The organism is Nostoc sp. MG11 (genome assembly GCF_014904695.1).
Classification (GTDB): domain Bacteria; phylum Cyanobacteriota; class Cyanobacteriia; order Cyanobacteriales; family Nostocaceae; genus Komarekiella.
Window position 1 is genome coordinate 42194 of sequence record NZ_JACXXN010000010.1, and the last position, 26807, is coordinate 69000.

Below are 26807 nucleotides of genomic sequence, written 5' to 3' on the forward strand. Positions count from 1 at the left end.
TTAGTTAAAACTTAATCTACTGTCTTTGGGTGGACAAAGTGGGATGAAAACACTCATACAAGTAGCAGACTGTCGATTTTCTAGCAATTAGATACAAAATAAACGGCGATCGCAGCCTTAAAAATTAAGATAAGATTAGTGACTTCAGTCATGAATTGGGCGATCGCTACTTGCAGAATTGCCAGCAATTACGGTTAATCAAGTAAATTTTGCATCTCCTCTACATCCCGCGTCATTCCCAAGTGCTTAAAACCATTAATCGCCTTAGTTGACAATTGGTAAGCTTTCTCTGCACTTCCCCACCTTTTTTCCCAGCGGGCAAGAGAACGTTGATAGCGAGCTAAACGCCGCTTATTGTTGCTGCTTTCGGCGACAGTTAAGCCTTGAATTAATAGCTTTTGGGCTTCATCGCGATCGCCTTGTTCAATTGCCAAATCAGCTAGCCAATTTTGAGCAGAATTAATCACTCGATGCCAATTAATTTTTTCTGCACTTTTCATCACCTCTTGAAAAAGCATCTTAGCTTCTAAATATTTATGTTCTTGATAAAAGATGATCGCCCGATGGTAAAGAACAGGAATATAATGACGGATGTGCTTTTGCTCCTCTAAATTAGCCTGAGTCACTAACTTCTGTTCTATATCCAGCCATGTACGCGCATCTGGATAATTGTGTTGTCTGATTTGTAGCCTAGCGAGATTCTCAGCCAAGTCAGCCTGAACGCATAAGTCTGCATGGTCGCGTAAAACCCATGCACGTCGCAACATTTCGTCTGCTTCTTTCAAACTTTGCTCTGAACATTCCCGAATCAGTAGCCAGGTTTTGCGAATCATAAATTTTACTAAAGAAGACCATTCACCACGTCGTTCTGATTGTTCTATGAGCCATTGCAACCAATCGAGGCGATCGTCCCAATAAGCGTAGAGATTTGCGTAGTGGTTCAAGAGCAGCCATAAACTTCTGACTTCTTCATAATGATCTTGGTCTTTACACCAATAAAGTACTGCCCGCAGATTTCCTTCCTCTTCCTCTATCCTGTCGTAATGTATCCACTTTTCCCAATCTTCTCCAGCATAACTATAGGCAAAGTCTAAATACCATTTCACCCAGCGCCTCCGTGCTTGTTTCTCGAAATCTGGGTAAGCAGCTAATTCTGCTAAGGCATACTCACGAGTTAGAGACAGCATCTCATAGCGCTTAGTCTCTGAATTTAAATTCACTAAAGAGAGTTGCTGCAAACGCGCCAAGCCACTATTTACAGAATCAGGAGCAAATGTTAGTCCAGCAACTTCAGCCACAGCGGCGAGTGTGGGAGAGTCAGGAAAAATCGCCAGTGACATCAGTAACTTGTGGGGTGACTGTCCCTTTATGCTTTGCACTGATTTCTCAAAGCAAAAACGAGCCACATCACCTGTAGCTGACGCTAACTGTTCCAAAACTGAGTTTAGGGAATAACCACTAGATACTTGACCGATCGCATAAACAATAGCGAGGGGGATGCCTCCAGTGCGTGTATAAAGCAACTCAGAGTCCTCATCGTTGATAGTTATCCCTTTTTCTCCAGCTTGTTGCTGAATCAATTGCAAACCATCATCTAAGGGCAAGTTTCGCAGACTAATTGGCAACAAAGCAATCCGCTCGCGGGTTGTAATTACTACTTTGACGCAAATGGGCAGATTATAAAGAAACTCTATCACCTCATTCCTATCCTCTATAGTTTCCATGTTGTCAACAATCAATAACGTTCGCTGCCTCGAAAGGATTTGGCGCACACGGTCAAATTGGTCACTAGGAGGAGATTGAATAATAGTAGGGTCATTTAAAGCATTAGCAATCACCCGAAAAATCTCGCGCAAGTTACGCTGTCCTTGCCGTCGTAAAATATTATCGGGAATTAGTTCTTGTTGTTTGGCTGAAGTGAAAATAATCGCATCAAATCTAGGTGCGTCAGAAAGGTTTTCGTTGCTGGCTTTTAAGCACAGGTAAGCAGCTGCTAACACCAGCGCCGTTTTACCTACACCACCAATACCATGCATCGTGATCATGTGTGCGCCATGATCCGGCGAAAGGCGTTCCAGTAGCGTGTTCATCTCTACCTCACGACCAATAAATGCTGTGTAGGTCGGCGATGGCAGATTGTGAGGGATGGAGCGGCTATAGATAGGCAATGGAGCAACACCTCTGCGATACCCATATCTCTCCAAAATATAAACCAGGTTGCTTGACCTGACGCTGTTGTCTGACTCTCCTGTCAAAGTTTCGATGTTTCGATAAATATTGCTTAAGCCTGCTCTCACACCAGCGTTATCCCTGTGCAAGTCCTTACTAATCTTCTTTAAGCTATACCCACACAATAACCCAAGTAATAGATCTTTCTTGGTATTTTGCCTGTACCGCTGTTTAGTTCTAGCTTCTAAGTCAGTTAGTAGACGGTCTATTTCCCAGTCCTTCAAAACCTTTCGATACCAAGTTTTGGACAGATTCCCACTCTCGGACTGACCTGACATAAATATCACCCTATAACTCTGTCGTAAATGTTGTATTAGCAACATTTTAACGGACAAAATTTTCACAATGTCGCACTAGCAACATTTTAACCAACAAAGCGTTAACAATTTTTTAACTTGTCAATCAAAATTTTCACAATGTTATATCAGCAACATTTTAATCAACAAAATGTTGACAAAGCGTTAACAATTTTTTAACTCTGTCAATTGGCTGCTTGTAGTTAATTTAGTAGGTTAATCTCTAAGTTACTAAAATCTCGGTATCAACCGTGGTGTAGAGATAACACTCACTACCAAGTTTTATCAAAAATCTTGCTAGATTATTTATTCTTTTCACGCATTCCTACATAGGAGCACTAGATGAACAGAGCTATTAAATCACTAACTTTTTTACTGGGACTGAAATCAATAAAGCCTTATTTTCCAGAGGAAAAACAAGTTTGTTTATTCAATAAACGTCCCATACTTTACCGAGACTTTACGCCAAAGTCTGTACAAGAATCAATCAATGAACTGCAACAGCGCTTGCAAGCTCAAGGTTTTCTGGCAAATATCAGTGGTAAATTCGACTTAGAGACAGAAGAAGCAGTAAAAGAATTCCAGAAAAGAAATAATCTCAGGGTGGATGGAGTAGTCGGGCCACTGAGTTGGGCTTGTCTTTTCTACCCAAAGCTTTCCCACATTCATAGAATAACGCCTCCAGAGTTACAGGATGCTGTTAAAGAACTGCAAAACATCTTGTACGAAGAAGGATTTTCCAAAAAAAAGCCTGATGGATATTTTGATAGGGAAACAGAAAGAGCCGTTAAACGCTTCCAAAGAATCTATGGATTGAAAGATGATGGTTTGGTTGGGGCTGCAACTTGGGCTGTGCTTATGGGAATGCGACAAAAAATAGACAAAAGCTTTCCCAGGTTAGTTTATTTTTTATCACCACATTCGTTGTTTTTTTGGGAACAATTTTTAATGATTTCTTCTATTCTCTTAGGTATTTACCATAGCCCCATACCGGGGCCCTCTCCACAGTTGAATACAGCCCTAGCAACTGCCTATGCACTCACCTGTATAGTGCCTTTCCTGTTAGAGTGTTTACCATTGAAACCTTCAGATAAGCCAAGCTTACCACTTTTACAATATGCTCCGTACGTGTTAACTGGGATCTTTTGGAAACCAATTATCAACTTTATGGGGACATTGTTTAATTAAATGATCAGAATAAGCGATCGCTCGTCTAGCCTGATTATATGTAGCGATATCTAGAGCTTGGGTAAAGTGCGATCGCTAACCTTAAATATCCCTTAACTTATAGGTTGCAACAAAGGATTATTTCTGATCTCAGACAAACACTCTTCTAAAGACAAATCTTGCATAATTTGCCACCACTGCCCAGTATGCCTCATGTAAGCCACATTGAAACAATCTTTACCTGTGTACTCTAACCGGACAAATCTGGATTCTAATGACGAAGAAATCGCATTTTTTCCAGGACAGTTATAGATAGAACAAAAGTAAAAATAGTTGCGATACCATTTACTAAAAATATCTACCAAATAATTCCACTGATAATCTTCTGGTCTGGGTAAAATAAATTTTGGCTTCAGTTCTGTGACAATTAAATCATTACATTGCTTTCAATTAATTGTTTTTCGCTGATAGACACTTGCGGTTTAGGCTTTTTTCAGGCAAGGGAATCCATCTTCTCTTTGCCATAGGATTTGCTGGTAAAAATAACTTCGTTGATTACTACCTTATCACTGAGTCATGTTAGTTGAGCAAAATAGAAAAATTATGTGATGATTTTTAAAATCTCACGCATTACAGATGAATAGATCACAGTAGGGTGGACATTACAATGCCAGCCCTTTCAACACGAGCAAATGAACTAGTTAATTGAGGTGTCAAACCGTAACAGAGAATTTTAATGGAGAAATTCAACCCTTAGCCTATCCCAAAGCTGCCTTGTTTTCGTTTTCTATGGCATTTCATAAGAAAAAATCTTAAATTTAGGTAGTAAAAGTAGATAATTTGAGTTTTGGAAGAAAAATATATCGGAGTTCTCCACGTTTTCTCCACTATTTAGATTTAGATTAAATCTAAAATAGAATGTGATCAAACCTTCCTTTATAATCTGCTTTACCGCTTTAATTATCAGTTATTTTACTAGGCTTCACCAATTTTACAGACAAAAATCAAGTGTTAATTGAGTATGAGATACATCTTTCAAAAAATATTTCTTTGGGTAGTAGAGTTATTGCCTGAAAAAGCAAGATGGTTAGCGATAGGAGGGTAAAATGCGTCAACTCATTATCCAAGTGCCACGGGGAAACGGAAAAGCTGTTATCGATATTGCCAAATCTCATAACGGCGCAAATCTGGCTCGATTTGAAGGAAATGCAGAAGAACCAATTGATGTGGTGATTGTTCACTTTTCTAATCGAGAAGTTGGGAAAGTTTTAGAAGAATTGCAAAACTTGCCCAAAGTACACATCACACTCATACCAACTGGTGTGATGACTCTGCAACCGCCTGCAACGGAAGCACCACAGCAAGTTGTGGATGTGGAAGAATGCAGCCCTATTGAGATTTTTCTTTCTGGTTTGGAAAGTGTTGGCTCTTGGCAAGGCTTTCTTGGTTATGCAGTACTGGCAGGCTTTGTAGTCTGGATTGGCTTGTATACTAATACAGCTTACTTATTAGTGGCGGCAATGCTAATTGCACCGTTTGCAGGCCCGGCAATGAATACGGCGATCGCCTTACCCAATCAATTCAAACTCATTTATTGAAACAGGATTTTAACGTGACACCTCTAGTTGATGTCAACGTCTTAGAAACCTCTGCTAATAGCAATTAATTACGAATTATGAATTATGAATTATGAGTAGTTCAAAGCTTTCAGAAAAACAAGCCCTAGATAGAGAACGTAACGAAGTCTTGCAACAGTTAGAAGATTGGCTAGAAATTCCAATGCTGGTGCTGGGCTTTGTATGGCTAGCACTATTCATCATCGAAATTATTTGGGGTTTAAATTCTTTACTAGAAGCTTTCAGTATTACTATCTGGATTATTTTTATATTAGATTTTATCCTGAAACTAGCGATCGCTCCTCATAGACCTTCTTATATCAAAAGCAATTGGCTAACAGCTATTTCTCTATTTTTGCCTGCGCTGCGTAGTTTTCGGATTATCCGAGTCATAAAAATACTCCGAACAGGACGAGCTGTGCGAGGATTACAACTGTTGCGAGTCATGACTCGTGCTAACCGAGGAATGCGGGTTCTCTCAGCCAGTGTGAACCGTCGAGGCTTTGGTTATGTTGTGGCGTTAACCATGATTGTTACTTTAATAGGAGCAGCAGGGATGTATGCGTTTGAAAACGAAGTTCCTGTGGAATCAGGGCTGCACAACTACGGTACTGCTTTATGGTGGACAGCAATGCTAATGGCGACGATGGGTTCTGACTATTGGCCAAAAACGCCTGAAGGTCGAGTGCTTTGTTTTATTTTGGCGTTGTATGCGTTTGCCGTGTTTGGCTACGTTACTGCGACTCTAGCGACGTTCTTTATTGGTCGTGATGCCGATGATGATCAAGCAGAGTTAGCCGGAGCGAAATCGATTCAAATGCTTCAGACAGAAATCGCAGCGTTGCGGCAGGAAATTCAAGAATTATTGCATCAGAATTCACAGCGTTGACGTTAGTAAACATTAATTAGTGAGGAAACTACATGAATGCAGAAATTTCTACAGCTTGGGATAAGGTTCAAAGCATGATCAACGGTTTCATTGCTTTGCTACCAAACATGATCTTAGCGTTGATTGTTTTTCTATTATTTTTGTTTATTGCCAGCAGAATTAAGGCACTAGTTAAACGGTTAACTCGCAACCGTCGTTCTGCGCGGAACTTGGGATTAGTACTAGGAAGGTTAGTGCAAGGAATAACAATTTTGATTGGGTTGTTTATCGCCCTTTCCATTGTGATTCCTACATTTAGGGCTGGTGATTTGATACAACTGTTGGGAATTAGCGGTGTTGCAATTGGTTTTGCCTTCCGCGATATTTTGCAAAACTTCTTAGCTGGGATTTTAATTCTGCTGACTGAACCTTTTCAAATTGATGACCAAATTGTTTTTAAAGGTTTTGAGGGGACTGTAGAAAATATTGAGACACGCGCAACAACAATCAGAACTGACGTTTTAAATTAATAGCTTTTTGGACTAATACTTATGAAAAATCTGAATTGGAAAGGTTATCGAATTATCGCATGGATAGGACAAGCTCTACTAACAATATTTGTCATAGCCGCAGCAGTTCAAGGGAAGTGGTCAAATGCCTTGGGTCTTGCATTCTTCCTTATTTTATCCTTTGTGTTTGTCATCCGAGATTATAAATTACCCACCTTGTTTGATTTTTTGTTTGTCTTAGCTGCATTGCTAAATGCTACTGGTTGGGTATGGAATTTATTTGGTATGCCAGGCCCCTATGACGAGATTGTTCATGCTTATACAACTTTTGCAATTACCCTGGCGCTCAGTTTTTTAGTATATGGTTCAATATTGAATATATTTCGGAATCATACACTTTTATATCTAGTGACAATTACTAGTTTTGGAATTGCTATTGGTGCTTTGTGGGAAGTCACAGAATGGTCTGCTGGTAAAATTCTCAATACTCAGGTAATTGAGAGCTTGGATGACACCATTATTGATTTAGTAATGGACTCCTTGGGGGCTGAATTAGCAGCTTTAATTAGCCTTTGGGCATTACGAGAGTGGAAAAATCGTCATACAGATGCAACAAATTCACAAAATGAGACATACGTTTAAATTACATAATTTTTGATAATTATAAGAAAACTATGAAGGCTAAATATATACATAATCAACAGAAAAATCTTACATCAAATTTGGTGAAATTACTAAGAGTAATGTCAACCAAACAAGGGCATTCAATATGGAAACAATCAACAACTTATCTGCTGTTACCTTTTATCGGGTTAATGCTAGGATTTTTGAGTAGCTGTTCGAGAGAGTTGCCTAGAGAGGTTAGTCCTTCACCTGTTGTTTCTCCTACAGTTAATGAGCCACAAAATCAAAGTTCGCGCCCTTTAACACCAACTGCTGATGACAACAATTTTGTAGTTGAAGTTGTGGAAAAAGTAGAACCATCTGTAGTTCAAATTAATACATCCCGAACTGTCAGAAGTGAAGTACCACAATTACCTGATGCATTAAATGACCCATTCTTTCGGCGCTTTTTCGGTGAAACGTTACCAACACAGCCTCAAGAGCGAGTAGTGCGCGGTGTAGGCTCTGGTTTTATCATCGATCCCAATGGACGAATTCTCACCAACGCTCACGTTGTCAACAATGCGGATACGGTGACGGTGTCATTTTCTGATGGTCGTACTGTTGAAGGAAAAGTGCTAGGCCAAGATTCGGTGACAGATGTTGCAGTTGTGCAAATTCCTGGTAATAACTTACCAGCAGTAGAAATAGCAAATCCTGACTCTGCAAGACCAGGACAATGGGCGATTGCGATCGGTAATCCTTTAGGTTTACAACAAACAGTAACAGTAGGCGTTATTAGTGCGATCAACCGTTCTTTAAATCTTTCCACTAGACCTAGTAGCTATATTCAAACCGACGCAGCAATTAACCCCGGAAATTCAGGCGGGCCACTCTTAAATGCTCGCGGTCAAGTAATAGGAGTCAACACTGCAATTATCCAGGGTGCTGAAGGTATCGGCTTTGCTATTCCTATAGATACGGCTCAAAGAATTGCCCAGCAATTAATTACTCAAGGCAAAGTTGAATATCCTTATTTAGGTCTTCAAATGCTCACATTGACACCTGAAGTGAAGCAAAGAATCAATAATTATCCAAACAGTAACGTCCGTATTGTCGCAGACCAGGGAATTCTTGTTGTTCGCGTTATTCCTAATTCTCCTGCTTCCAGAATTGGGCTACGCCCAGGGGATGTTATTCAAGAAATTAACAATCAACCCGTTACCACATCTGAGGATATTCAACAGATTCTTGAAAAGAATGGCTTAAATAATAACTTGCAAATCCAAGTACTACGTAATGAGCAGAACTTGCAATTTACAGTAAAACCTGAACCATTACCATCTCCAAATAACATTCAGTCTTAAGTTTGTCAGGTAGGTAATCTCTACCTGACTCATCAACTGTTTTCCACAGATGATTCAGACTTACCATTTACCACAGCTAATACTTTTTATTCTGGACTATCTTTTTGATTTTCCTGCCAGTTGTTGATGGCTCTTCATCACTAAAGGCACTAGAACTAGACTCTCAATCTGCTGAATTCCAAAGTAAAAAGCTATAACAGCGGCGATTTTCCAAGGTTCTTCATTTAATGCTAGCAGTGCAGGCGGAATCACACTCAATGTTGGCCCAACATTTGGGATAAATTCTAATAATCCTGCCAAAATAGCATTAACTAATGGCAATGGTATTCCCAAAATCAACAATCCAATATAGCTTAATGTTGCAATGACCAGCATAGTCAGGAATGTGCCTTTAATCCAGCCAGTCAATGAGACTGCACACTTATTGAGAATGTCATCAACTCGCCGACGATAAAAGGCAGGAAATAGCATTATAAATCCTTGCCGATAGGGTGATGGATTGGCTAGTAGCATGATAGTGAGAGCTACAAAAAGCAGCAAACCTAAAATAATAGAAAGCGAGCTACTGACCAAGCTAAAAAAGTTGTTAATTAACCGATTTAACCAATCTTGTAAACCTTGAGTTAGATACTTAAGCCCCCGAATATTTTCTAAAAATTGGTCAGGAATTACATTTTGTAACCAATTGTTCCACGATCGCAACCGTTCTAGTGCCATAGGCATAATATTGCCAAATTGTTGCAATTGGTCAACAAGACGCGGCACAATCAGTGCAAAAAAACCGACCAAAACGACCAATAAGAAAATAACTGATATGGCAACTGCAATTCCTCTTTTTATGCGAAATCGTTGTAATAAACTTACTAGCTGATTGAGGACTGTCGCTAACACTATAGATGCAAATACCACCAAAATAATTTGCCGAGTTTGCCACAAAATGTAAAGAGATATAACAAAGGCGAGGAATCCGATCAATTGTCCGAATCGCACAATGTAGCCCCCATTTTTTGTTATTACCAGCTATTGTGCTGAGTCTAATTACTTCAAAATAGCTGGATTACTATATGTTGAATTGATAAAGAGCAGAGAAATTAAATACAAAAACTCATTTAGCAGTTATAGATATTCTTAATTAGTTGACTTCGCTCCAGACGGCTCAAAATCTGGATGATTAATTTTGAACTCACTATAGGTTTGCTCACACAATCATCAGCACCCACTGCAAATATTTGCTCAACAATATCTGCTTCTAAATTATCAACCAAAAACATTACTGGCAGGAATCTCCAGTACGGATCGTTACGTACTACCTGACAAAGTTCAATGCCATTGATATGAGGCATTTCCACATCTAAAATTAGCAAATCTGGAGAAAATTCTGTCAGAGTATCCCAGAAACCTTGTGGGTCTTCAAGAGTTTTTAGAGTAAGTCCTAATGGTTCTAGGGATTGCTGTATAACAGTTAATGTCTGTGGCTCATCGTCTACAATCATTACTCTTGCTTCGGTAATACGAGTTTGTTGTAATATTTGACTGACTGACTCCAAAATCTGGCTAGGAGGCATGGATTTTTGCAAAAAAGCACGACCGCCAGATCGTACAGCCTCAACGCGTAGGCGAAGCCTGCCGCAGGCATCGCTAAAATTATTTCGCTCTGTAAAAACTAACACAGGTATTTGTAGCGTTGGCGTTTCGCCCGCTGTAGGCGATCGCTGGGATAATTCTGTTATTAACTTCAAGCTGTCTTTCTCAATATCAATATCAAGTAGCACCACATCGGGATTTAAAGATGAGATTATACTTCTGGCAGCGGTGAGAGTAGTAGCAATCTTAACTTGTAGTTCCTGATTCTCAGCCTCCTTTATCAATCCCTCAACTATTTGGCGATCATTGCTAATTACTAATAGTAGATTTTGGGTTTGTTCAACTGGGGTTTTTCCTAGCTCTCGTTGTAACTCCATCAAAAGCTTATCTAAATGAAAACATTGAGCTTGGCTAATAAATTTTTGATTTTGAAATAAATCTTCTATCTCATTAGCTAATAATGAACCTTTTGGAAAGCCAAAACTACCCAATGAACCAGCTAGCTTGTGAGCTTCTTGCTCTGCGTTTTGCCGCAGTTGAGCATCAAGTGTACCTTTCCTGAAAGCATCAGCTGCTAGCTTCAATACTGCAATGCGCGAACCAACCTTAGCTTTGAAATTTTCCCGCTCTTGAGCAATGGCTGCTAGTAGAATTTGCTGCTGCTTTAAATCTATTTCTGGCTCATGTGTCTGACAACTTTGCTCATGAGATAGAACTTTTAAACGATAACCCATTCCATAAACAGTTTCTATAAAATCGTAGTTAGCACCTGCTGCTTTTAGCTTCTGTCGTAAACTTTTGATATGAGATTTAATCGTATTTTCTTCAGGTGGATCTTTTTCAGTGCCCCAAAGTTGATCTACAATTACACTCCGGCTAAAGATGCGCTGGTTATTGCGTAAAAAAAGGTCTAAAAGACTAAATTCTTTTGCTGTTAAATTTAGGGCAATATCTGCATAAGTTACCTCACAAGTACTAGGATCAAGACGCAAGCTTCCCCATTCCAAAACTGGAGGTAAAGAAGTATTTCCCCGACGTAGTAAAGCACGAATACGAGCTGATAACTCTTGAAAATCAAATGGTTTGACTACATAATCATCTGCTCCGGCATCTAAACCGATAACTTTATCAGTTTTAGTATCTTTTGCCGTTAAAAGCAGAATCAGCATTTGATAGCCTGAGTGGCGTAATTGCCGACAAAGACTTATGCCATCCAGCTTTGGCAGAATCAAATCTAGCAAAATCAGGTCATAGTTACAGACACTAACCAACTCCCAACCAGCTTCACCATCAGCTGCAATATCAACCACATAATTTTGTTTGGTAAGATATGTTGCTACAGCTTGAGCAAGCAAATCATCGTCTTCAACCAACAGAATTCTCATGAAAATGTTTGCTTGTAGAAGCAACCCTGAGCGCTGTAATCAAATTTCTATAACTTAGGTTATGCCCTTTTCAGCTTTATAAGACATCTATCAAAGGCAAGGTTTAGGCAAAAGATTCGCCCCGTCTAACCTATTTTGTTGACATCCTCTTCTACCCTTCTGCTGGCAAAGACGCTACGCGTAGCTTGGCTTTTGAGTAGGAGGAACGGCAAAGCCAAATAGGAAGGTTCTGCGATCGCCCATCATTGTCAGTCAGCAATTCAAAAAAACATCTGTCGCAATCATTTTCCAAGTTCAAAGTTTACCAGACATTTTACCCAGGCTGGCAACAACGGCAATTAACTCAGCTGCTCTAACTGGTTTAGCAATATGTCGCTGAAACCCTGCTGCTAATGCCTCTTTATAATCTTCTACCCTGGCATACCCTGTCAGCGCAACAGCAGGAATCCGCCCGCCTAGCTCTGGTTCCATTTCTCTGATTTTACGCATCAGCGCGTAGCCATCCTCGCCTGGCATCCCAATGTCGCTGATTAATACATCTGGATGTAATTCTTGTAGTGCTTCAAGTGCCTGCCTTGTAGAGCTAAAAGTACTAACTTTCGCTCCACACTCTTCGAGTACTGCGGTAATCCACTGCCGTACATCCGCCTCGTCATCTACAACCAGCACTCGCAAGCCAGTAAGGGGATTGGGGATTGGGGGCTGGGGAGAGAAGTGTAAGTTATTCTCTCCTGTCCCTCTGCTCCTCCGCTCCTCTGCTCCTCTGCTTTCTTCTAAAACGGGCAACTTGACTGTAAATGTTGCGCCTTGCCCTATTCCTTGGCTTTGGGCTTGGATTGTGCCACCATGCAGTTCTACCAGATGAAGTGTGATCGCCAGCCCTAAACCTAGTCCTTTATTTGACCGAGTATGAGTACTATCTGCTTGGCAAAAGCGCTCAAATACGTGAGGTAGAAAGTCAGCACTGATACCCTGGCCTGTATCACTCACTTGAATTTGAGCATAGTTAGGGATTGAGTATTGGAAAAAGTTTTCCTTATTACCCAATTCCCTTGACAATCGCACCTCAATTCGTCCGCCGTTGGGTGTAAATTTGATCGCATTGGTGAGTAGATTCAACACAACCTGTTGCAAGCGGTCTGAGTCACCCCAAATTCTTTCTATTGAAGTATCAAGTATAGATTCAAGTTGAATATCATTAGCATCTGCTAATGGTTGCACAACCTCAATTGCGGCTGTAATTACTTCTACTAAATCTACCAAATCAATGGAGAGTGAAAGTTCTCCTCTAACAATACGCGAAATATCAAGTAGGTCTTCAATAAGTTGCATTTGCAAATTAGCATTGCGTTCAATTATCTCCAATGCTAGAGTTGCTTTAGCCTCATCTAGCGCACCCGTTTGCAACATCCCAGCCCAACCAATAATTGCAGTCATGGGGGTACGTAATTCATGGGAAACTATTGCTAAAAATTCGTCTTTGGAACGATTTGCCGCTTCTGCCGCACTTTGTGCTGCTTCGCTAACGGCGCGTGCAGCTTGTTCTCGTAGTAGCAGTTGCTCTTTTTCTTCCTCGGATTGTTTGCGCTCAGTAATATCTTGCATAATTTTAGAGAAGCCGCGCAGATTTCCATTTTCATCTCGTAAAGGTGTGATTACACAATGCGCCCAGAAAAATGTTCCATCTTTGCGGATATGCCAACGATTTTCCCGCGAAAAACCTTCAGTTACGGCTTGTCTCAATGCTTGTTGTGGTTGTCCACGCTCAATTGCTTCTGGTGAAAAAATTCGCTCAAAAGGTTGACCAATAATTTCTGATTCTTGATAGCCTAAAATACGTTCGGCTCCAATGTTCCAACTGGTAAAGTTACCGTTTGGATCTAACATAAAAATTGCGTAATTAGTTACTCCTTCTACTAACAATCGATAACGTTCTTCACTTTGACGTAGACTGTCTTGAATTTGACGTAAACACTCGTAATTTTGCTGGGCTGCTTTCGCGTTTTTCTGAGCTTGCGATCGCGCCTGACGTAATGCGGAGTTAAGTGAGCTGATCAACACTGCTACCAGCACAAACTGAATCAACCCTACTACACTGAACCCAGTAACGGCCAGAGAATAAAAAGGAGGTAAAAGGAAGTAGGCGCAGACTATAGCAGACAAAAAAGTTGCCAACAGTCCTGGGTTGAAACCACCATACCAGGAACTAACCATGACAGCAGCTAAAAACAGTGGGTAAATGGTATTCAGCCTGTGTAACTGCCATAGAAGCAGTGTCAGCAGTAAAGCTAGTAAAACCGTTAAGAAGGCAATGCTATAGCCTTGTAGTTGCGATCGCCAAAGGCGGGGCGAAGCCCATCGCGTAGCGTCTCCGTAGGAGAATCGCCGTTCGCGGAGCGTTCCGTAGGAAAGGCGGGACGAAGCCCATCGCGTCAATCTCCACATTTTCTATTACTTCTGGTTATGCCATAAGTTTATTAGGGTTCTGCACGAGTTTTCCACTTTCGAGTTTTATCTTAGAAAATGAATCTTAAGAATATGGTATTTCTAAACAGTGCTCCTCACGATACTGGAGGAATTGAAGTAGTCAACAATAATAATTTCAAACTCCAAGGAAGATAATAATAATGAATACTAAACAAATTTTAGTTATTGATGATGAAGATGACATCCGTCAATTGATTCAGACTTGTCTAGAAATAATGGGGGGCTGGAAGGTGTTGACTGCTACTTCAGGTAATCAAGGATTACTCTTAGCTCAGTCATCTCAACCCGATGCTATCCTTTTGGATGTAATGATGCCTGATATGGATGGTTTAACAACTTTTCAACAACTACAGGCTAATCAAACAACTAAACATATACCTGTGATTTTGTTGACAGCTAGGGGGCGCACAACTGACCAGCGTTTATTTACTCAACTTGGCGTTAGAGGCATAATCAGTAAACCTTTCAATTCTCAAAAACTAGCTGTTCAAGTAGCAGCAGCTTTGAACTAAAGTAAATTAAAAAATCATACCGACTGTTTCAAGTTCAGCTATTCTTACCTCTAAATTAAATAACACTAGCACCTAAATTTTTAAGCATCTTTGCTTGAGAATTAGTCTATCTATAGTTTTATAAACCTATTTCCTAAGTAGTAGTTTTTAAAAAAATATCTATTCTCCACTAGTTTTCCACTTTTTTTATTTAATTTAGAAATCACTTGGTTTAGTAATCCTATCTGAATTTGTGAAAATTATTTTTTATCAATAGACGCGTTCTTCATTAAACATTGCCCCAGGTCAGCGTCTTACGGTAAGGGTATTCATAAAGACATGGAGAACAGAAAGATTTTCACAAGTGATTTAGGACTGCTATGTTAGCTCTTGATTTAGGAAGTGTAAATGTTAAATAATTCAGAATCCTTTTCACGTCCACCGAGCAAACAAGAATTTGCTGCTACCTTTCTTTTAGTAAGTCGAATTAGCTTTTGGGTACAGTTAGTGCTAGGTGGTATTTCTGGCATTACTTTGTTATTAGCATCCTTTAGCCGTAATGTTACTACTCAAACAAGCAATGCAGGCATAGGGTTTGGTATATTTTTAGCTATTGTTGGTATTTTATTGCTGTGCTTTCGAGTATACTGGGCTTTCCGTTATAGGAAGTTAGCTAAACTTTTACAAACACCAAATTCTCAAAACCATCCTAAGAGAGAAGACGTAATTCAAAATTTACGAATTGGATTAATTGTGAGTTTAGTAGGTATATTAATAGCTTTTATTGCTTCGGAAGCGACAGTTGCAATCATACTAGGAAAAACATTAGCTCAACCTCAAGGTGTCGCAATTTATCAACCGGAAAATGTCATTCGTTCGCTAGATATTTTTGTAATGTTAGCAAATGTCAACATGGTTGGCGCTCACTTTCTTGGAGGCGTTACTTCTCTTGGTCTACTCTATTGGGTAGAAGAGTAATCGATTCCATATTTATTCAGGTTCCCAGCTATTACTATTGAAGTAGTAACGCTATTTCTAAAGTAGTATTTGTGAAATGTGTTTGAATTCTCCACGAATTCTCCACCATTAAGACTTAACCTCAAAATACAGTCTGTTTTTCATAACTCCTTTTTGGGTTGAGCGGCTCAACTTTACCTAAATTACATTTCAAAGATTTAGGTTATTACAAAAATCATAGTCAGATATTTGCTCTGAGTATGTATTAGCTCTCAGAGGCTACACTTGCAGTCTCGTTAGATGAAATAACCAACTTCGATAACAACCAAGGTGTATTGAGAATTCAAAAGGATGGTCAAGTGTTTTTGAATTAGTGTAGTTTTACCGCCGCATTAATTTTGAATACGTTAAAACGTGATTTGAACTTGATATAAATACAGTCAACTTGAATGGAGATTTTGAAATGACCAACTTTCTTCAAACTAAATGGAGTTTTAAAGGGGCTATTACTTTAGCACTTTTTGCAGTGCTGCTTGGAGCTTGTACCAACAATTTAGAGCGAGAAGCCGCAGTACCAGAAACCAACGTTACTACAGAGGAAGTCGCAGACAATACAAAGCAACTAATCGGTAAAACTGTAACAGTTAGAAGTACACCCATCAGAAAACTAGGGCCGTCAACTTTTACAATTAGCGATAAGCAATTTTTTGGCACTGAACCGATTTTAGTTGTGAATGCTTCAGGTAAAGTTTTTACTCTGCCTACTGATCCAAATACACCAATTCAAGCGACAGGCCCAGTTCGTCAATTTGTGGTTGCAGATATTAATCGAGATTACAATTTGGGCTTAGATCCAAACTTGTATAAAGAGTATGAAACTCGACCTGCAATTATTGCTCAATCAATTGCACTTGCTCCTAAACCGGGTGAAATTACCACAAACCCCAACTTATATTATGGTAAGAACTTGGCGGTAACAGGCGAAGTAGAAGACATTAGAAACGCGAATTCTTTCACTCTAGATGAAGACAAGTTGTTTGGCGGGCAAGACTTGTTAGTGATACGCGCCGGTACTCCGAAAGCAACTGTCAACGAAGGTGAGAAAGTCGCTGTAACAGGTGTGTTGCGTCCGTTTGTTGTAGCTGAACTAGAACGGGATTACGACCTGAAATGGGATTTAACTTTACAAAAGCAGCTAGAAGCAGAATACAGCAATAAACCTGTGTTAGTTGCGAATGAAGTTTACCCCTCAGCAATTCCGCAATAAGGTATCCTACTTACTACAGCATTCCCTAGCAGGAAAGCTTCCTCCGTGAATAGCCTCAAGACAAATAAGAATAAGGGCAATAAAAATTCTCAAAGGGAGGTTTATACAGGCACTAAATCAGACAGGGGTATTAATTTTTCTGATAGCGATCGCTATGCTAGTGAGAAGTTGTAACCTTTTTAATACAAAGGCAACTTTCACTAATACATCTGAAGTAGCAATAAATTAGGGTCAGAGAGTATCGGTAATAGGTGAAGTTCGTTTGTTATTACTGAAATTGAGCAAGACTATAGCTTCACCTGAGATCTAAATAGAAAAAGGAAATTAGAAGCTGAGTACGTCAACAGACCTATTTTAGTTGCTGAAGCCAAATGAAAAGTTTTTGCAGCGTGTCTATATTGTAGTGCTACTGGTAGCCTTACCCATCGCCATTTACCTGTTCTTTGGTGAACCTGTCGGCTTACTACAAACCGCAGGCGCAATTGAAGCTGCTCACATCCCCATTGTCACCGGACTGACTCTTTACTTAAATCATCGAATGTTGCCAAAGGAACTGCAACCATCAAAGATGATCTTTGGTGGAACAGCGATCGCTGATATATTTTTTGGTGTATTTGCAATTATCTATCTGTTGCAACTGCTTGGTATGATTGGCTCAGGTGGCGGTTCAACTTAATAAATACAGTGTAGAAAGCAGTTTCATTTTTCTAATATAGTTATTATGCCGTATGACACTACCCGATTCACCTCTAGAACCAATTAGGGAACCAGTTAAACAAATAACTTCTCTCCCTTGGTTTGAGCGGCTTGCACGATTAGGATACGCCGCAAAAGGTGTCGTTTACTTTATTGTTGGGTTATTAGCAGCCCAAACAGCCATTGGTTCTGGTGGCAAAACGACGAATACAACTGGTGCGTTAAAGGCAATTGTTGCCCAACCTTTTGGAAAGTTTTTGCTAGGTATCGTTACCCTCGGAATTATTGGGTATGTGCTTTGGCGTTTAGTTCAGACGTTTTTCGATCCTGAAAAAAGTGGAAAACAAATTAATGCTAAACGAATTGCCCAACGGATTGGTTATGCTATCAGTGCTTTAGCTTATACAGGTTTGGCTTTGACATCTGTAAAGCTGATTATGGGTTCAGTCGTTGGTGATAGCGATTCAATTGAGGATTGGACAATATATATTTTGGCTCAACCCTTTGGAAGATGGCTAGTAGCACTGGCAGGAATGATGGTAGTTAGTGTTGGTATTTTTTACCTTTATCAAGCATATAAAGGCAATTTTCGTTGCCATTTCAAGCTTTCTCAAATGAGTCGAACTAAACAAATTTGGGCAGTGCGTATAGGTAAATTTGGCATTGCTGCCCGTGGCATTGTTTTTGGCATTATCGGCATTTTCTTGATGCTGGCGGCAGTTCAATCTGATGGCACTCAGGCTAGAGGGTTGGGTGGTGCATTGGCAGTCCTGGCACAACAACCCTTTGGTGTTTGGCTTCTGGGTATAGTGGCTTTGGGTTTGATTGCTTATGGCATCTATTCAGGAATAGAGGCTCGCTATCGGCATATTGCTAATTTATAATTTTTAACGCGTTGGCGTAGCCCGTCGTAGAATCGCTAATTTTTGCTGCATTTGTGACAACCAAGATGATGGTAAAACATTTGTATATCGAGATTTACCACCAGAGGAATTGCACGTTCCATTAACACAGGTAATTTATGTTGGTGATGGTGAGTCAGATATTCCCTGCTTTTCTCTAATGAATCAAGAACAGGGTACAGCGATCGCATTATATAAAGACAGCACTCCAGAAGAATGGGGACGAAAGTTAAAAATTACTCAAAATCAACGGGTTGCTAACCTCGCGCCTGTTGACTACAGCGAAAATTCTGAACTGATGCAATCTCTAACACTGGCGGTAGAAGGTCTCTGCAAACGGATTGCTTTGCAGCAATTGAGCGTAGGTGAGTAGAACTGCTAAAAAAAATGCACAGTAAGCTTGCCAAAGCAACCACTCTCAAAAACTTTAGTCAGAATCAAAAATAACGGCGGGTGCGGGGGTTGAACCCGCAAATCCCCAAAATAGTGGAGATGTTACCGATAACCCTAAATTCCTCGTCCCCGAAAGGCAAGTTGCGAATCAGGATAACCCGCCATAAACTATGAAGGATAAAGTTTTTCATGCTTTATCCTTCAGCAATGTCTACAACTCACCCGTAGCTAGCATTTGGATAATGCGAGGCGTTCCCGGATCAAACCCCCCCAAATCCCAAGACAGCGAATCTTGAGGATCTACCAGCGTAATCTGATAAGGTGCAAGGGTGACATACACCGCCTTGACATTGGGATTCACCTTTTTGCGGTACTCTGCCAGTGCTTGACTTGGATGCTTATAACCAGCCCAGCTTTCTGAGTCAGTCCAAAAACAGACTACATCTGCCTTGAACTTGTTTTTAATCATCCAGTCGTAAGCCACAGACGCATCTGTTCCGCCGAAGTTTTGGTTGCTAGCTTTGCGAACCGCTGAACTAAAACTATCTTTAGCAGTGATACCCAATTCACGAAATTCGGTAGCAAAGCCGCGAATCACATAGTTTTGTTCTGCCTTTGCTGTAACCAGTGCCATTGTGGTGGCAATTTCACAACAACTTAATCCCATATCTGCAACCAAGCTACCCATAGAACCAGAAACATCCACAGCGTGCATGAACACTTTGCCTGTGGGTTGCACAACATCAAAAGACAGTTCAACCGCCTTTTCTAAGACGTCCACAATGCGAGGAACTGGGTTCCAAGTCTTCTGGCTGCGTCCTAATCTTCCCCCAGATTGGTAAGTTTTGAGTGCCTTCAAAACATCAATCGGATGGATACGACCTTTACGCAGATGTTCCTTATTGTTAAGAACTGCTTCCACGCGCAGTAAATTTGTGCTCTCATCGGCTCGCAACACACCTAAGTCTGTCAGTGAACCCAGGTTTCGCAACATTGCACCTATTGGCATTTCCTGAAACAGCAGTTGCCAAGCTTGCTTATCCATTTTGCCCACAGGTGCAGCCATTTCGTGGGTTAGGCGTCCTTGTGAAATAGCCTCATGAGTTTGGGTAGGATTCCGCTTGAGCCACTCATACCACCAAATCTGAGCCAATGCTTGAGAGGGTATTTCTGCTGGCAATTCTTCCCAGCCTTTGACTACCCACTCAAATAATTGTCGGTGATTTTCTGTAGGTGGTTTGACATGGAACAACCGCAATGCATCCCGGTGGGAAAAGCCTTGACGTTGTTGATATTTCAATAGCTGATAAGCCAAACCCTTAACATCTTCCCGTGACAGCCAAGTTTTACCAGCTTCGCGCACCACTTTCCCAAATCCCCGCAGAGATTTAGTGTAGTTCAGCCATTCATAGAAGTGGCTACCAGTGCGGACAACTTGCGGAAAGATTTCACCAAATGCCTGCTTTGCTTCTGGTGTTTCACCCATTGACAGTAGAACTAAAGCTAAGATTGGCGCACTGTTGTTGATGGCGCGTCCATCGCTAGCATACAAAATTTCTTCCGCTACACGGCTAGGATTTTCGGCAACAGCTTGTCTGATAACTGTCACAAAATCCTCAGTTAATTCTTGCTTCCCAGCATAGTAAGTACTTTTTGCTGTACCAATCAATAGACAGCGACGCAGCATTTTCCAAATGCCAGCATCAAACATCCAGCCACCGGAACGCCCCTGAATCATCTCTGCTTCTCGTCCGTGGATAGGCTGAGACTGTGGTGTAGCTGTCTTCTTTTTAGTGAAAAAATTGTAATTCATGGCTTCATCTCCCGGCCCTTGTGGGCAAAAATGAAAGGTGGCAGGGCAGGACTTGAACCTGCGACAACCGGCTTAAAAGGCGATAACCCTAATTCGTCGGCCTTTTCAGACAAGGTGTGAACAAGGATGTTTTCGGCGCTCTACCACTGAGCTACCTGCCACATATAAATTTTGGTGTAGTGGGGCGGGATTTGAACCCGCGACCTCTCGAACCCAATCGATAACCCTCAATTCTTCGGCCTTTTCAGGCAAGGAGTGAACAAGGATGTTTAGCGCTCTACCACTGAGCTACCCACCACATGAAAATTACAAATTACAAATTCAAAACTAAACTCCAGTACTCAAAAGCAATTTGGGTGTGGCAGGGTAGGAATCGAACCTACACGACTTTTTCAGTCACTAGATCCCGATAATCCTCAAATCTTCGGTCTTTGCAGACAAGGTGCGAATCAAGGTTTTTCATCTAGCGCGTCTACCAATTTCGCCACCTACCACATATAAAATTTTGGATTCTAGACTTAAGTTTCGTTTAAGGGTTTTTACTAGTATTTTCGTAAAGAATTATCAGGTTTAAATTTACTCGGTGCTTAATTTGGTGTAGCGGAGCAGGATTTTTACCTGCACCTCCAGAAGTTTGGATCAAGGGTGTTTTAGTTATGTGCGATAACCCTCGATATATCGGCCCTTGTGGGCAAGGTGGGCGCTCTATCATTTGAGCTATCCGCTACGGGTGAAAGCTAACTCCTTAATGAATGTCAGCTTGTATTATTAATGTAGTATTTATATTACTAGTTGTCAAGTGGCTGGCGAGCTAATTTGTCTGCCTTCGGTGTTAGGTAGTAGGCAGAGAGAGCACAAAGAATTCTTAGGGCAAAAGGTTTTAGATTCCAAGCTTTCCTCAAAACCTTCTTGTTTCTTTAGGAAAAAACTTTTGCGCGATCGCCAACCGATAACATATACAGTTGGTTTTTATGAATAGACAACAGTAGGGTGGGCATTACAATGCCCACCCTACAAGCTGCTTTGGGAAAAAACTTTTGCCCAGACACTGGTTTTTGCTAGCAAATTTGCTACAACTTTGCCAAACGATACAAAAAAATGCCACAATTTTTGCCAAGATAATATTATTTCCAGAAAATTCACTTGGCAAAAATCGGCATGAGTGAAAAACTAATCGAGGGCGACGGGAAAGCTTTTCTCGTTCTACTTTTGCCCATATCGTTTTTGATTATTTTCCTGGTTTCCACTTGGAAAATTTTGCTAGCCATAATTTTACTGATCATTGGCTTCAATCTGTGGCAATGGTATCAATGGCAACAATGGTCTCAGCGAGTTAACCCAATTTTCCATCAGATGATTCGGGAAAACCACGGCAGACTTACGCCAATGGACTTGGCTATTAGAGGCAATTTTTCTGGGACAATGGCAAAACGCTACCTAGATGGGAAAGCTTCTGAATTTGGTGCCAGTCTGATTAACTCCGAAGACGGGGGTCAGTCTTATTACTTCATAACTGCTAGCATTCTGGGCAACATACTTGACAGTAGTGAGCCTGTAAAAGAACTTCCGGCTCAACCAGTTGCCAAAACTGCGCGATCGCTGCTAGCACCACCACCAATAGCACGGGAGGAAGAACCAGAAACCGAATCGCTGCCACAGACAACCCATGAGCACGTAAAACAATCACTGGAAAAACAGTTAGTTTTTGGCTCTCTAATTCAATCTGAACTTGCCAAGCGGCTAAATGTTTATTCCAGTACTGTTTACAAACGACGAAACGATCCAGATTTTCCAGAGTGGAGTCGCAGCAGAGACCCCGATGGTATCGCTTGGACGTTTTCCGAAAAAGCTAAGGAGTTTTTTCCACTGGATGAGGAAGGTTAAACAATGCAAAATTGAAAAATTTTAGTTTTGAACTTTTGTTTGCAAACCTATAGCTTCGCTGATGGTAGTTAAACCGTTTTGTTCTAGCTTAGAAAGCAAACCTGTGAGAATCCGGCGTACCATCAGTGGGCCTTCATAAATCCAGCCTGTATAAACCTGGATCAAGCTAGCACCAGCAATGATTTTTTCCCAAGCATCTTCAGAAGAAAAAATGCCACCAACGCCAATAATTGGGATTTTTCCCTGAGTTTGCTGCCAAATAAACCTAATTACTTCAGTGGAGCGATCGCGCAATGGCTCACCGCTAATTCCGCCGGCTTCTTCCTGGGGTGATTTGCCAGTTTGGTCAATCACTTGGGTTTTGAGTCGCTCACGGCTGATGGTTGTGTTAGTGGCAATAATCCCGGCTAGTTGGTAGGTTTTGGCTAGAGAAATAATGTCGGTGATCGCCTCCCATGCCAAATCTGGTGCTATCTTGACAAAAATTGGTTTTTGTGAATGATTTTCCTGTTGCAATAAATCTAAGATGGCACTGAGCATAGAAGCATCTTGGAGCGATCGCAACCCCGGCGTATTTGGCGAAGAGACATTAACCACAAAATAATCGCCCAACTCTTTAAGTAAGCGAAAACTATGAAGATAATCTTCTGCTGCTGCTTCTAGAGGAGTTACCTTAGATTTTCCCAAATTTATCCCTATGGGTATTGACTGGGTTAACTTCTGCTTTTCCCGTGTTAAATATGCCGCCATTGCAGCTGCACCGCGATTATTAAAACCCATCCGGTTGAGAGCAGCTTTGTCTAAGGGCAAGCGAAACAAGCGGGGAGAGGGATTTCCTGGCTGTGCATGAAAAGTTACAGTTCCCAATTCCGCAAAGCCAAAACCTAAACTAGACCAGATGTTAGCAGCAACACCATCCTTGTCAAAACCTGCTGCTAACCCCACAGGATTAGGGAAATTTAACCCAAACAAATTTTGTTCTAAACGCTGATCGTGCAGGCAAAAAGACTGCTGTAGGCGTCGATTTACCCAACTAGCAGGAGGGCGATCGCCTGTTTGTGACAGCCAACTCAAACTGCGAATTGTCTGCTGGTGTAACCACTCTGGATCTGTTTTTGCCAGATTGAACACAAGCGGACGAATGGCGACTTGATAAATATCCATTTCGATCCCTAGTAGGGATTAATATACAACAGCTTGCTTTCTCATCTATCAAAATATCGGCTCATATTGAGGTGATGCTGACTTTATTTGATTGAAACCCATAACTTACAGCAAACACCCCTAGCTATATTAATGAGGGCGGTTTTCTGGGCATCTTATATATTACAAGCTATTTTAACCAATAATTCAGATGGGGCAGCCGCAAAAACTTATAGCCGCCGAACAGCAGATCGTTTCCTTGGGGCGCGTCCTCCAGAGTCTCAGAGAAGAAGATAATGTTGAAGTTCTGATTGAATCTACTATTTCTTATCTTAAAGAGCAGTTTGACTACAAACTGGTTTGGATTGCTCTTTACGATCGCCTAAATCACATATTGTTTGGGAAAGGTGGGATCACACCCGATAGTGACACAAGTTTTTTAAAAAAACGGTTTGTTCTCAATCCTGGAGATTTATTAGAACAAGTAGTAATTGAACAGCGTCCTTTGGGTGTAGCAGATTTGCGAGTTGAAATCCGCGTTGCAGAATGGCACAAAGTTGCAGATAAATTCCACATCCAGGGAACGATTGTTTTACCAATTCGCTATAAAGACCGCTGTTTAGGTTTGATTTTACTAGGTTCAGAACGCTGGGGCTACTTGTTGCCTGGGGAGGCAAAAGCACGTCTAATGATGGTTTTAGGCGAACTGGGGGCAGTGCTTTATCAACATGAGATGAATTTGCAGCAAAAGCAAACTAAGCGACCCGATGAATCATTATTAGGATTGCTGGACAATTTACGTACCCTGAGTAATCTAGATCAAAGATTAGAAGCCGTGGTGCAGACAACCCATCAATTTGTCTCCCCTAACCGGACAAATATTTACTGGTTTGAGCGCGAAGGGCGTTACTTTTGGTGTCGGATGAGCAATCAGCTTGTCAAAATCAATCCTGAATCTAACAGTCAGCAAGCAGCCGCGGGAATGACGGTGCAGGAATTAAGCGACTTTTATTATGCCTTAGCAGTCAATCAAATTGTCTCAATTGGCGACGCCCGCAGTTCTTTGAAAAGCCATTTTACGGCAAAGTTACTGCAACGCCTAGGAGTGCGATCGCTCCTAGCAGCTCCGATCATTTGGCAAAAGAACCTACTAGGTTTTTTGGCGGTAGAAAGCAATGAACCTCGGATCTGGACAGAGACAGACAAAAATTTTGTCCAAGGTGCTGCTGGCTTAATTTCTCTAGTCGCCCCCACCGAAGGCATGGAAAGCACCATCAAACAGATTCAAGATGATACCCAATTGACTAGCCAAGTCGCCCAAGCTATCTATAGCGAGCATGACCTACATAAAACTTTACATATCTGCGCTACAAGAGTTTTAACTAGACTATCTGCCACCCGCTTTTTACTGTTGCAGTACGACCCTGAACAGAATAATTATCAATTTATTTACCAAAGTCAGCCCAATAATCGCCGACCTTTGACATTTACCCTTGATGCTCTCAAGGAATTGGATGGACAGCTTTTACAGCGTTCAAATCAAGCAGTGGAGATCGAGAACTTAGATGAAGATTTGCGCTTTCTTAACTGGCGTCTTCCTTTGCTAGAAAATGGTGTGCGATCGCTACTGGTTTGCCAATGTACTAAAGGTAATACACCAGCAGCGCTTTTAATCATCGCTCACGAAACCCATCGCTCATGGACAACATTGGAAAAGGAATTACTGTGGGCTGTTAGTCAACAAATTGGTGTAATTGTTCGTCAATGGCACTTGCACAGCCGCACCCAGCAGCAGGAAAAAATTTCTCAGACATTTGAACAATGTCTAAACATTCTGGCACAAGCCCAGAACGGCAAAGCATCAGGAGAAAACTATTTGGAACGCACGGCACTAGAACAAATAGCATCTGTTCTAGACTGTCCTTTTGCGGTATTGCTATCCTGGTCGCCTGGTCAGCGTTGGGCAGAAGTTATACCAGGAGTAATTACTAATACGCGGTTTGGGATTTTTTCTGATGCATCTATTTCCATCAAAGCTGAGGCGTTAATTCAGTGGGCGCTTGCTCAAGAGGGTCACTTGACTCTGAAGATGGATGATTTACCTTCGGAAACACGGAAATGGTTCAATGTCCCTGACATCGGTCAAATTATGGTGATGGCGTTACGCACTACTACTGATTGTGAACCCACAGGTGTAGTTTTGTTGGCAGACCATAATGAGCGTCGCTGGTCAGACCAGAGTCTTAATGCTACAGCAACGCTAATCTCACAATTAGCTTGGTGGCGTCGTCAAAAGCAAATTACTCAACTTTTAGAGTCTACAACAGAAGAATTACGACAACTCAATTGGTACAAAAATCGTCGTCTGGAGGAAATGCAAAGAACAGCGGCGCTGTCACTCAGTCAAATACATGATTTGGGTATTCCAACCAATGAACTGGCCCAGATGCGCTACCAGCTATTGCTGCGGCAGTTAGACCAGACTACCACCTCCATGAGTGGACTGCTAAAACTTGAGCAGTGGCAGTTACATATGAGCTGGGAAACTATGCCAATAACCAGTTTACTGAAGCGATCGCTCGAACGAGTTGAAAATTTACTCAAACAACAAAAGCTGTGGATCGGTGTGCATGGTTTAGGGCAACCGATTGAAGATGGGGAGTTACCAAAAAACTCTTCATTGGTCAGAGGCGTTCTGTCCTCAAATTCTCAATCCTCAATGGCGATCGCTGGCGACATTGTCAAAATTGAATTAGTTCTCCATGAATTGTTAGTTGCTGCTTGTTGCCGTTCTCACGGGAGCAGAATTGATATTTGGTGTCGTCGCTTAGATGAATGTAAACCCGTTGGCGGAGCCTTTAGTGCAGAAGCGGCTTGTCGTCAGACATCGCTAGAACTGTCGATTACAGACAACGGCAAAATCGAACCAAAGCTAATGGCAGCGCTATCTCACAATACACCCAAGGATCTGCTTGCTCCCTCCAATCTCGACCAACCACCAGGTTTACATCTGCTAATCTGCCAAAACCTCATGCAGCAATTGGGAGGAGAATTACATTTCTATCAATTACCCGATCATCGAGTAGTCAGCCGCTTGCTGTTGCCGTTAGCTGATAATAATTCTCAGGTTTAAGATGGGAGCGATCGCCC

General features: G+C 41.3%; 17 protein-coding genes, 4 tRNA genes and 3 pseudogenes. 14 read left to right on the forward strand and 10 right to left on the reverse strand.

The features are described 5' to 3' along the window. Positions 1-194 precede the first annotated feature (194 nt). Positions 195-2507: a tetratricopeptide repeat protein gene (locus HCR01_RS16235; protein WP_193197183.1), complete on the reverse strand. Its 2313-nt coding sequence runs from the start codon at positions 2505-2507 to the stop codon at positions 195-197. A gap of 360 nt (positions 2508-2867) precedes the next feature. On the opposite strand from HCR01_RS16235, the gene HCR01_RS16240 reads away from it, so the two are divergent. From HCR01_RS16240 to HCR01_RS16265, 6 genes and pseudogenes are all read left to right on the forward strand, one after another. Next, the gene (locus HCR01_RS16240) at positions 2868-3713 is read left to right on the forward strand and encodes a peptidoglycan-binding domain-containing protein (protein ID WP_193197184.1); all 846 of its coding nucleotides are present in this window, start codon (positions 2868-2870) and stop codon (positions 3711-3713) included. Positions 3714-4798: 1085 nt separating this feature from the next. Further along, positions 4799-5260 (forward strand): annotated as a pseudogene (locus HCR01_RS16245) (TIGR00341 family protein); the annotation flags it as partial. Positions 5261-5381: 121 nt separating this feature from the next. Next, positions 5382-6197, forward strand: coding sequence for an ion transporter (locus tag HCR01_RS16250; RefSeq protein WP_193197185.1), 816 nt, complete (start codon positions 5382-5384; stop codon positions 6195-6197). 32 nt (positions 6198-6229) lie between these two features. After that, positions 6230-6691: pseudogene (locus HCR01_RS16255) on the forward strand (mechanosensitive ion channel domain-containing protein); the annotation flags it as partial. A gap of 36 nt (positions 6692-6727) precedes the next feature. After that, a complete protein-coding gene (locus HCR01_RS16260) occupies positions 6728-7327 on the forward strand; it encodes a hypothetical protein (RefSeq protein ID WP_193197186.1) in 600 nt (199 codons plus the stop codon). A 101-nt stretch (positions 7328-7428) separates the two neighbouring features. Next, positions 7429-8655, forward strand: a complete 1227-nt coding sequence (locus HCR01_RS16265) for an HhoA/HhoB/HtrA family serine endopeptidase (RefSeq protein WP_320073124.1) — start codon at positions 7429-7431, stop codon at positions 8653-8655. Between the two features lie 117 nt (positions 8656-8772). Here HCR01_RS16265 and HCR01_RS16270 read toward each other — a convergent pair. From HCR01_RS16270 to HCR01_RS16280, 3 genes and pseudogenes are all read right to left on the reverse strand, one after another. Then, positions 8773-9645: pseudogene (locus tag HCR01_RS16270) on the reverse strand (AI-2E family transporter); the annotation flags it as partial. A gap of 119 nt (positions 9646-9764) precedes the next feature. Next, positions 9765-11624: a response regulator gene (locus tag HCR01_RS16275; RefSeq protein WP_193197189.1), complete on the reverse strand. Its 1860-nt coding sequence runs from the start codon at positions 11622-11624 to the stop codon at positions 9765-9767. A 294-nt stretch (positions 11625-11918) separates the two neighbouring features. After that, the gene (locus HCR01_RS16280; protein ID WP_193197190.1) at positions 11919-14069 is read right to left on the reverse strand and encodes an ATP-binding protein; all 2151 of its coding nucleotides are present in this window, start codon (positions 14067-14069) and stop codon (positions 11919-11921) included. A 182-nt stretch (positions 14070-14251) separates the two neighbouring features. Between HCR01_RS16280 and HCR01_RS16285 the strand changes: the two genes are divergently transcribed. From HCR01_RS16285 to HCR01_RS16310, 6 genes are all read left to right on the forward strand, one after another. Continuing rightward, complete coding sequence (locus HCR01_RS16285) at positions 14252-14623, forward strand: response regulator (RefSeq protein WP_193197191.1); 372 nt, start codon at positions 14252-14254, stop codon at positions 14621-14623. A gap of 387 nt (positions 14624-15010) precedes the next feature. Then, positions 15011-15580 (forward strand): DUF3611 family protein, encoded by a 570-nt coding sequence (locus HCR01_RS16290; RefSeq protein ID WP_193197192.1) that lies wholly within the window; start codon positions 15011-15013, stop codon positions 15578-15580. A 442-nt stretch (positions 15581-16022) separates the two neighbouring features. Then, positions 16023-16826, forward strand: coding sequence for a hypothetical protein (locus HCR01_RS16295; RefSeq protein WP_193197193.1), 804 nt, complete (start codon positions 16023-16025; stop codon positions 16824-16826). Positions 16827-17184: 358 nt separating this feature from the next. Further along, positions 17185-17502, forward strand: coding sequence for a hypothetical protein (locus tag HCR01_RS16300; protein ID WP_226889380.1), 318 nt, complete (start codon positions 17185-17187; stop codon positions 17500-17502). 52 nt (positions 17503-17554) lie between these two features. Then, positions 17555-18406, forward strand: coding sequence for a DUF1206 domain-containing protein (locus HCR01_RS16305; protein WP_193197194.1), 852 nt, complete (start codon positions 17555-17557; stop codon positions 18404-18406). Positions 18407-18515: 109 nt separating this feature from the next. Further along, complete coding sequence (locus tag HCR01_RS16310) at positions 18516-18797, forward strand: hypothetical protein (protein ID WP_226889381.1); 282 nt, start codon at positions 18516-18518, stop codon at positions 18795-18797. 231 nt (positions 18798-19028) lie between these two features. Here the strand turns inward: HCR01_RS16310 and HCR01_RS16315 are convergent, their stop codons facing one another. The 5 genes from HCR01_RS16315 to HCR01_RS16335 all read right to left on the reverse strand — a co-directional run bounded on the left by HCR01_RS16315 (position 19029) and on the right by HCR01_RS16335 (position 21358). Then, complete coding sequence (locus HCR01_RS16315; RefSeq protein WP_193197195.1) at positions 19029-20630, reverse strand: TROVE domain-containing protein; 1602 nt, start codon at positions 20628-20630, stop codon at positions 19029-19031. Between the two features lie 37 nt (positions 20631-20667). Then, positions 20668-20791: transfer RNA gene (locus HCR01_RS16320), tRNA-Lys, on the reverse strand. A gap of 15 nt (positions 20792-20806) precedes the next feature. Then, a tRNA-OTHER gene (locus tag HCR01_RS16325) sits at positions 20807-20928 on the reverse strand. A 60-nt stretch (positions 20929-20988) separates the two neighbouring features. Then, positions 20989-21124, reverse strand: a tRNA-OTHER gene (locus tag HCR01_RS16330). 99 nt (positions 21125-21223) lie between these two features. After that, positions 21224-21358 (reverse strand) — tRNA-OTHER (locus tag HCR01_RS16335). 430 nt (positions 21359-21788) lie between these two features. Here HCR01_RS16335 and HCR01_RS16340 point away from each other — a divergent pair. Next, positions 21789-22514 (forward strand): hypothetical protein, encoded by a 726-nt coding sequence (locus HCR01_RS16340; RefSeq protein WP_193197196.1) that lies wholly within the window; start codon positions 21789-21791, stop codon positions 22512-22514. 21 nt (positions 22515-22535) lie between these two features. On the opposite strand, the gene HCR01_RS16345 is transcribed toward HCR01_RS16340, so the two are convergent. Next, positions 22536-23678 (reverse strand): quinone-dependent dihydroorotate dehydrogenase, encoded by a 1143-nt coding sequence (locus HCR01_RS16345; RefSeq protein WP_193197197.1) that lies wholly within the window; start codon positions 23676-23678, stop codon positions 22536-22538. Positions 23679-23868: 190 nt separating this feature from the next. On the opposite strand from HCR01_RS16345, the gene HCR01_RS16350 reads away from it, so the two are divergent. Beyond that, on the forward strand, positions 23869-26790 hold the full coding sequence (locus HCR01_RS16350) for a GAF domain-containing protein (protein ID WP_193197198.1): 2922 nt from the start codon (positions 23869-23871) through the stop codon (positions 26788-26790). Positions 26791-26807 lie beyond the last annotated feature (17 nt).

What these genes read in the sequence shown, in the direction of transcription:
- HCR01_RS16235 (WP_193197183.1), bottom strand. Translation starts at nt 2,507, where the DNA reads ATGTCAGGTCAGTCCGAGAGTGGGAATCTGTCCAAAACTTGGTATCGA.
- HCR01_RS16240 (WP_193197184.1), top strand. Translation starts at nt 2,868, where the DNA reads ATGAACAGAGCTATTAAATCACTAACTTTTTTACTGGGACTGAAATCA.
- HCR01_RS16250 (WP_193197185.1), top strand. Translation starts at nt 5,382, where the DNA reads ATGAGTAGTTCAAAGCTTTCAGAAAAACAAGCCCTAGATAGAGAACGT.
- HCR01_RS16260 (WP_193197186.1), top strand. Translation starts at nt 6,728, where the DNA reads ATGAAAAATCTGAATTGGAAAGGTTATCGAATTATCGCATGGATAGGA.
- HCR01_RS16265 (WP_320073124.1), top strand. Translation starts at nt 7,429, where the DNA reads ATGTCAACCAAACAAGGGCATTCAATATGGAAACAATCAACAACTTAT.
- HCR01_RS16275 (WP_193197189.1), bottom strand. Translation starts at nt 11,624, where the DNA reads ATGAGAATTCTGTTGGTTGAAGACGATGATTTGCTTGCTCAAGCTGTA.
- HCR01_RS16280 (WP_193197190.1), bottom strand. Translation starts at nt 14,069, where the DNA reads ATGTGGAGATTGACGCGATGGGCTTCGTCCCGCCTTTCCTACGGAACG.
- HCR01_RS16285 (WP_193197191.1), top strand. Translation starts at nt 14,252, where the DNA reads ATGAATACTAAACAAATTTTAGTTATTGATGATGAAGATGACATCCGT.
- HCR01_RS16290 (WP_193197192.1), top strand. Translation starts at nt 15,011, where the DNA reads ATGTTAAATAATTCAGAATCCTTTTCACGTCCACCGAGCAAACAAGAA.
- HCR01_RS16295 (WP_193197193.1), top strand. Translation starts at nt 16,023, where the DNA reads ATGACCAACTTTCTTCAAACTAAATGGAGTTTTAAAGGGGCTATTACT.
- HCR01_RS16305 (WP_193197194.1), top strand. Translation starts at nt 17,555, where the DNA reads ATGACACTACCCGATTCACCTCTAGAACCAATTAGGGAACCAGTTAAA.
- HCR01_RS16315 (WP_193197195.1), bottom strand. Translation starts at nt 20,630, where the DNA reads ATGAATTACAATTTTTTCACTAAAAAGAAGACAGCTACACCACAGTCT.
- HCR01_RS16340 (WP_193197196.1), top strand. Translation starts at nt 21,789, where the DNA reads ATGAGTGAAAAACTAATCGAGGGCGACGGGAAAGCTTTTCTCGTTCTA.
- HCR01_RS16345 (WP_193197197.1), bottom strand. Translation starts at nt 23,678, where the DNA reads ATGGATATTTATCAAGTCGCCATTCGTCCGCTTGTGTTCAATCTGGCA.
- HCR01_RS16350 (WP_193197198.1), top strand. Translation starts at nt 23,869, where the DNA reads ATGGGGCAGCCGCAAAAACTTATAGCCGCCGAACAGCAGATCGTTTCC.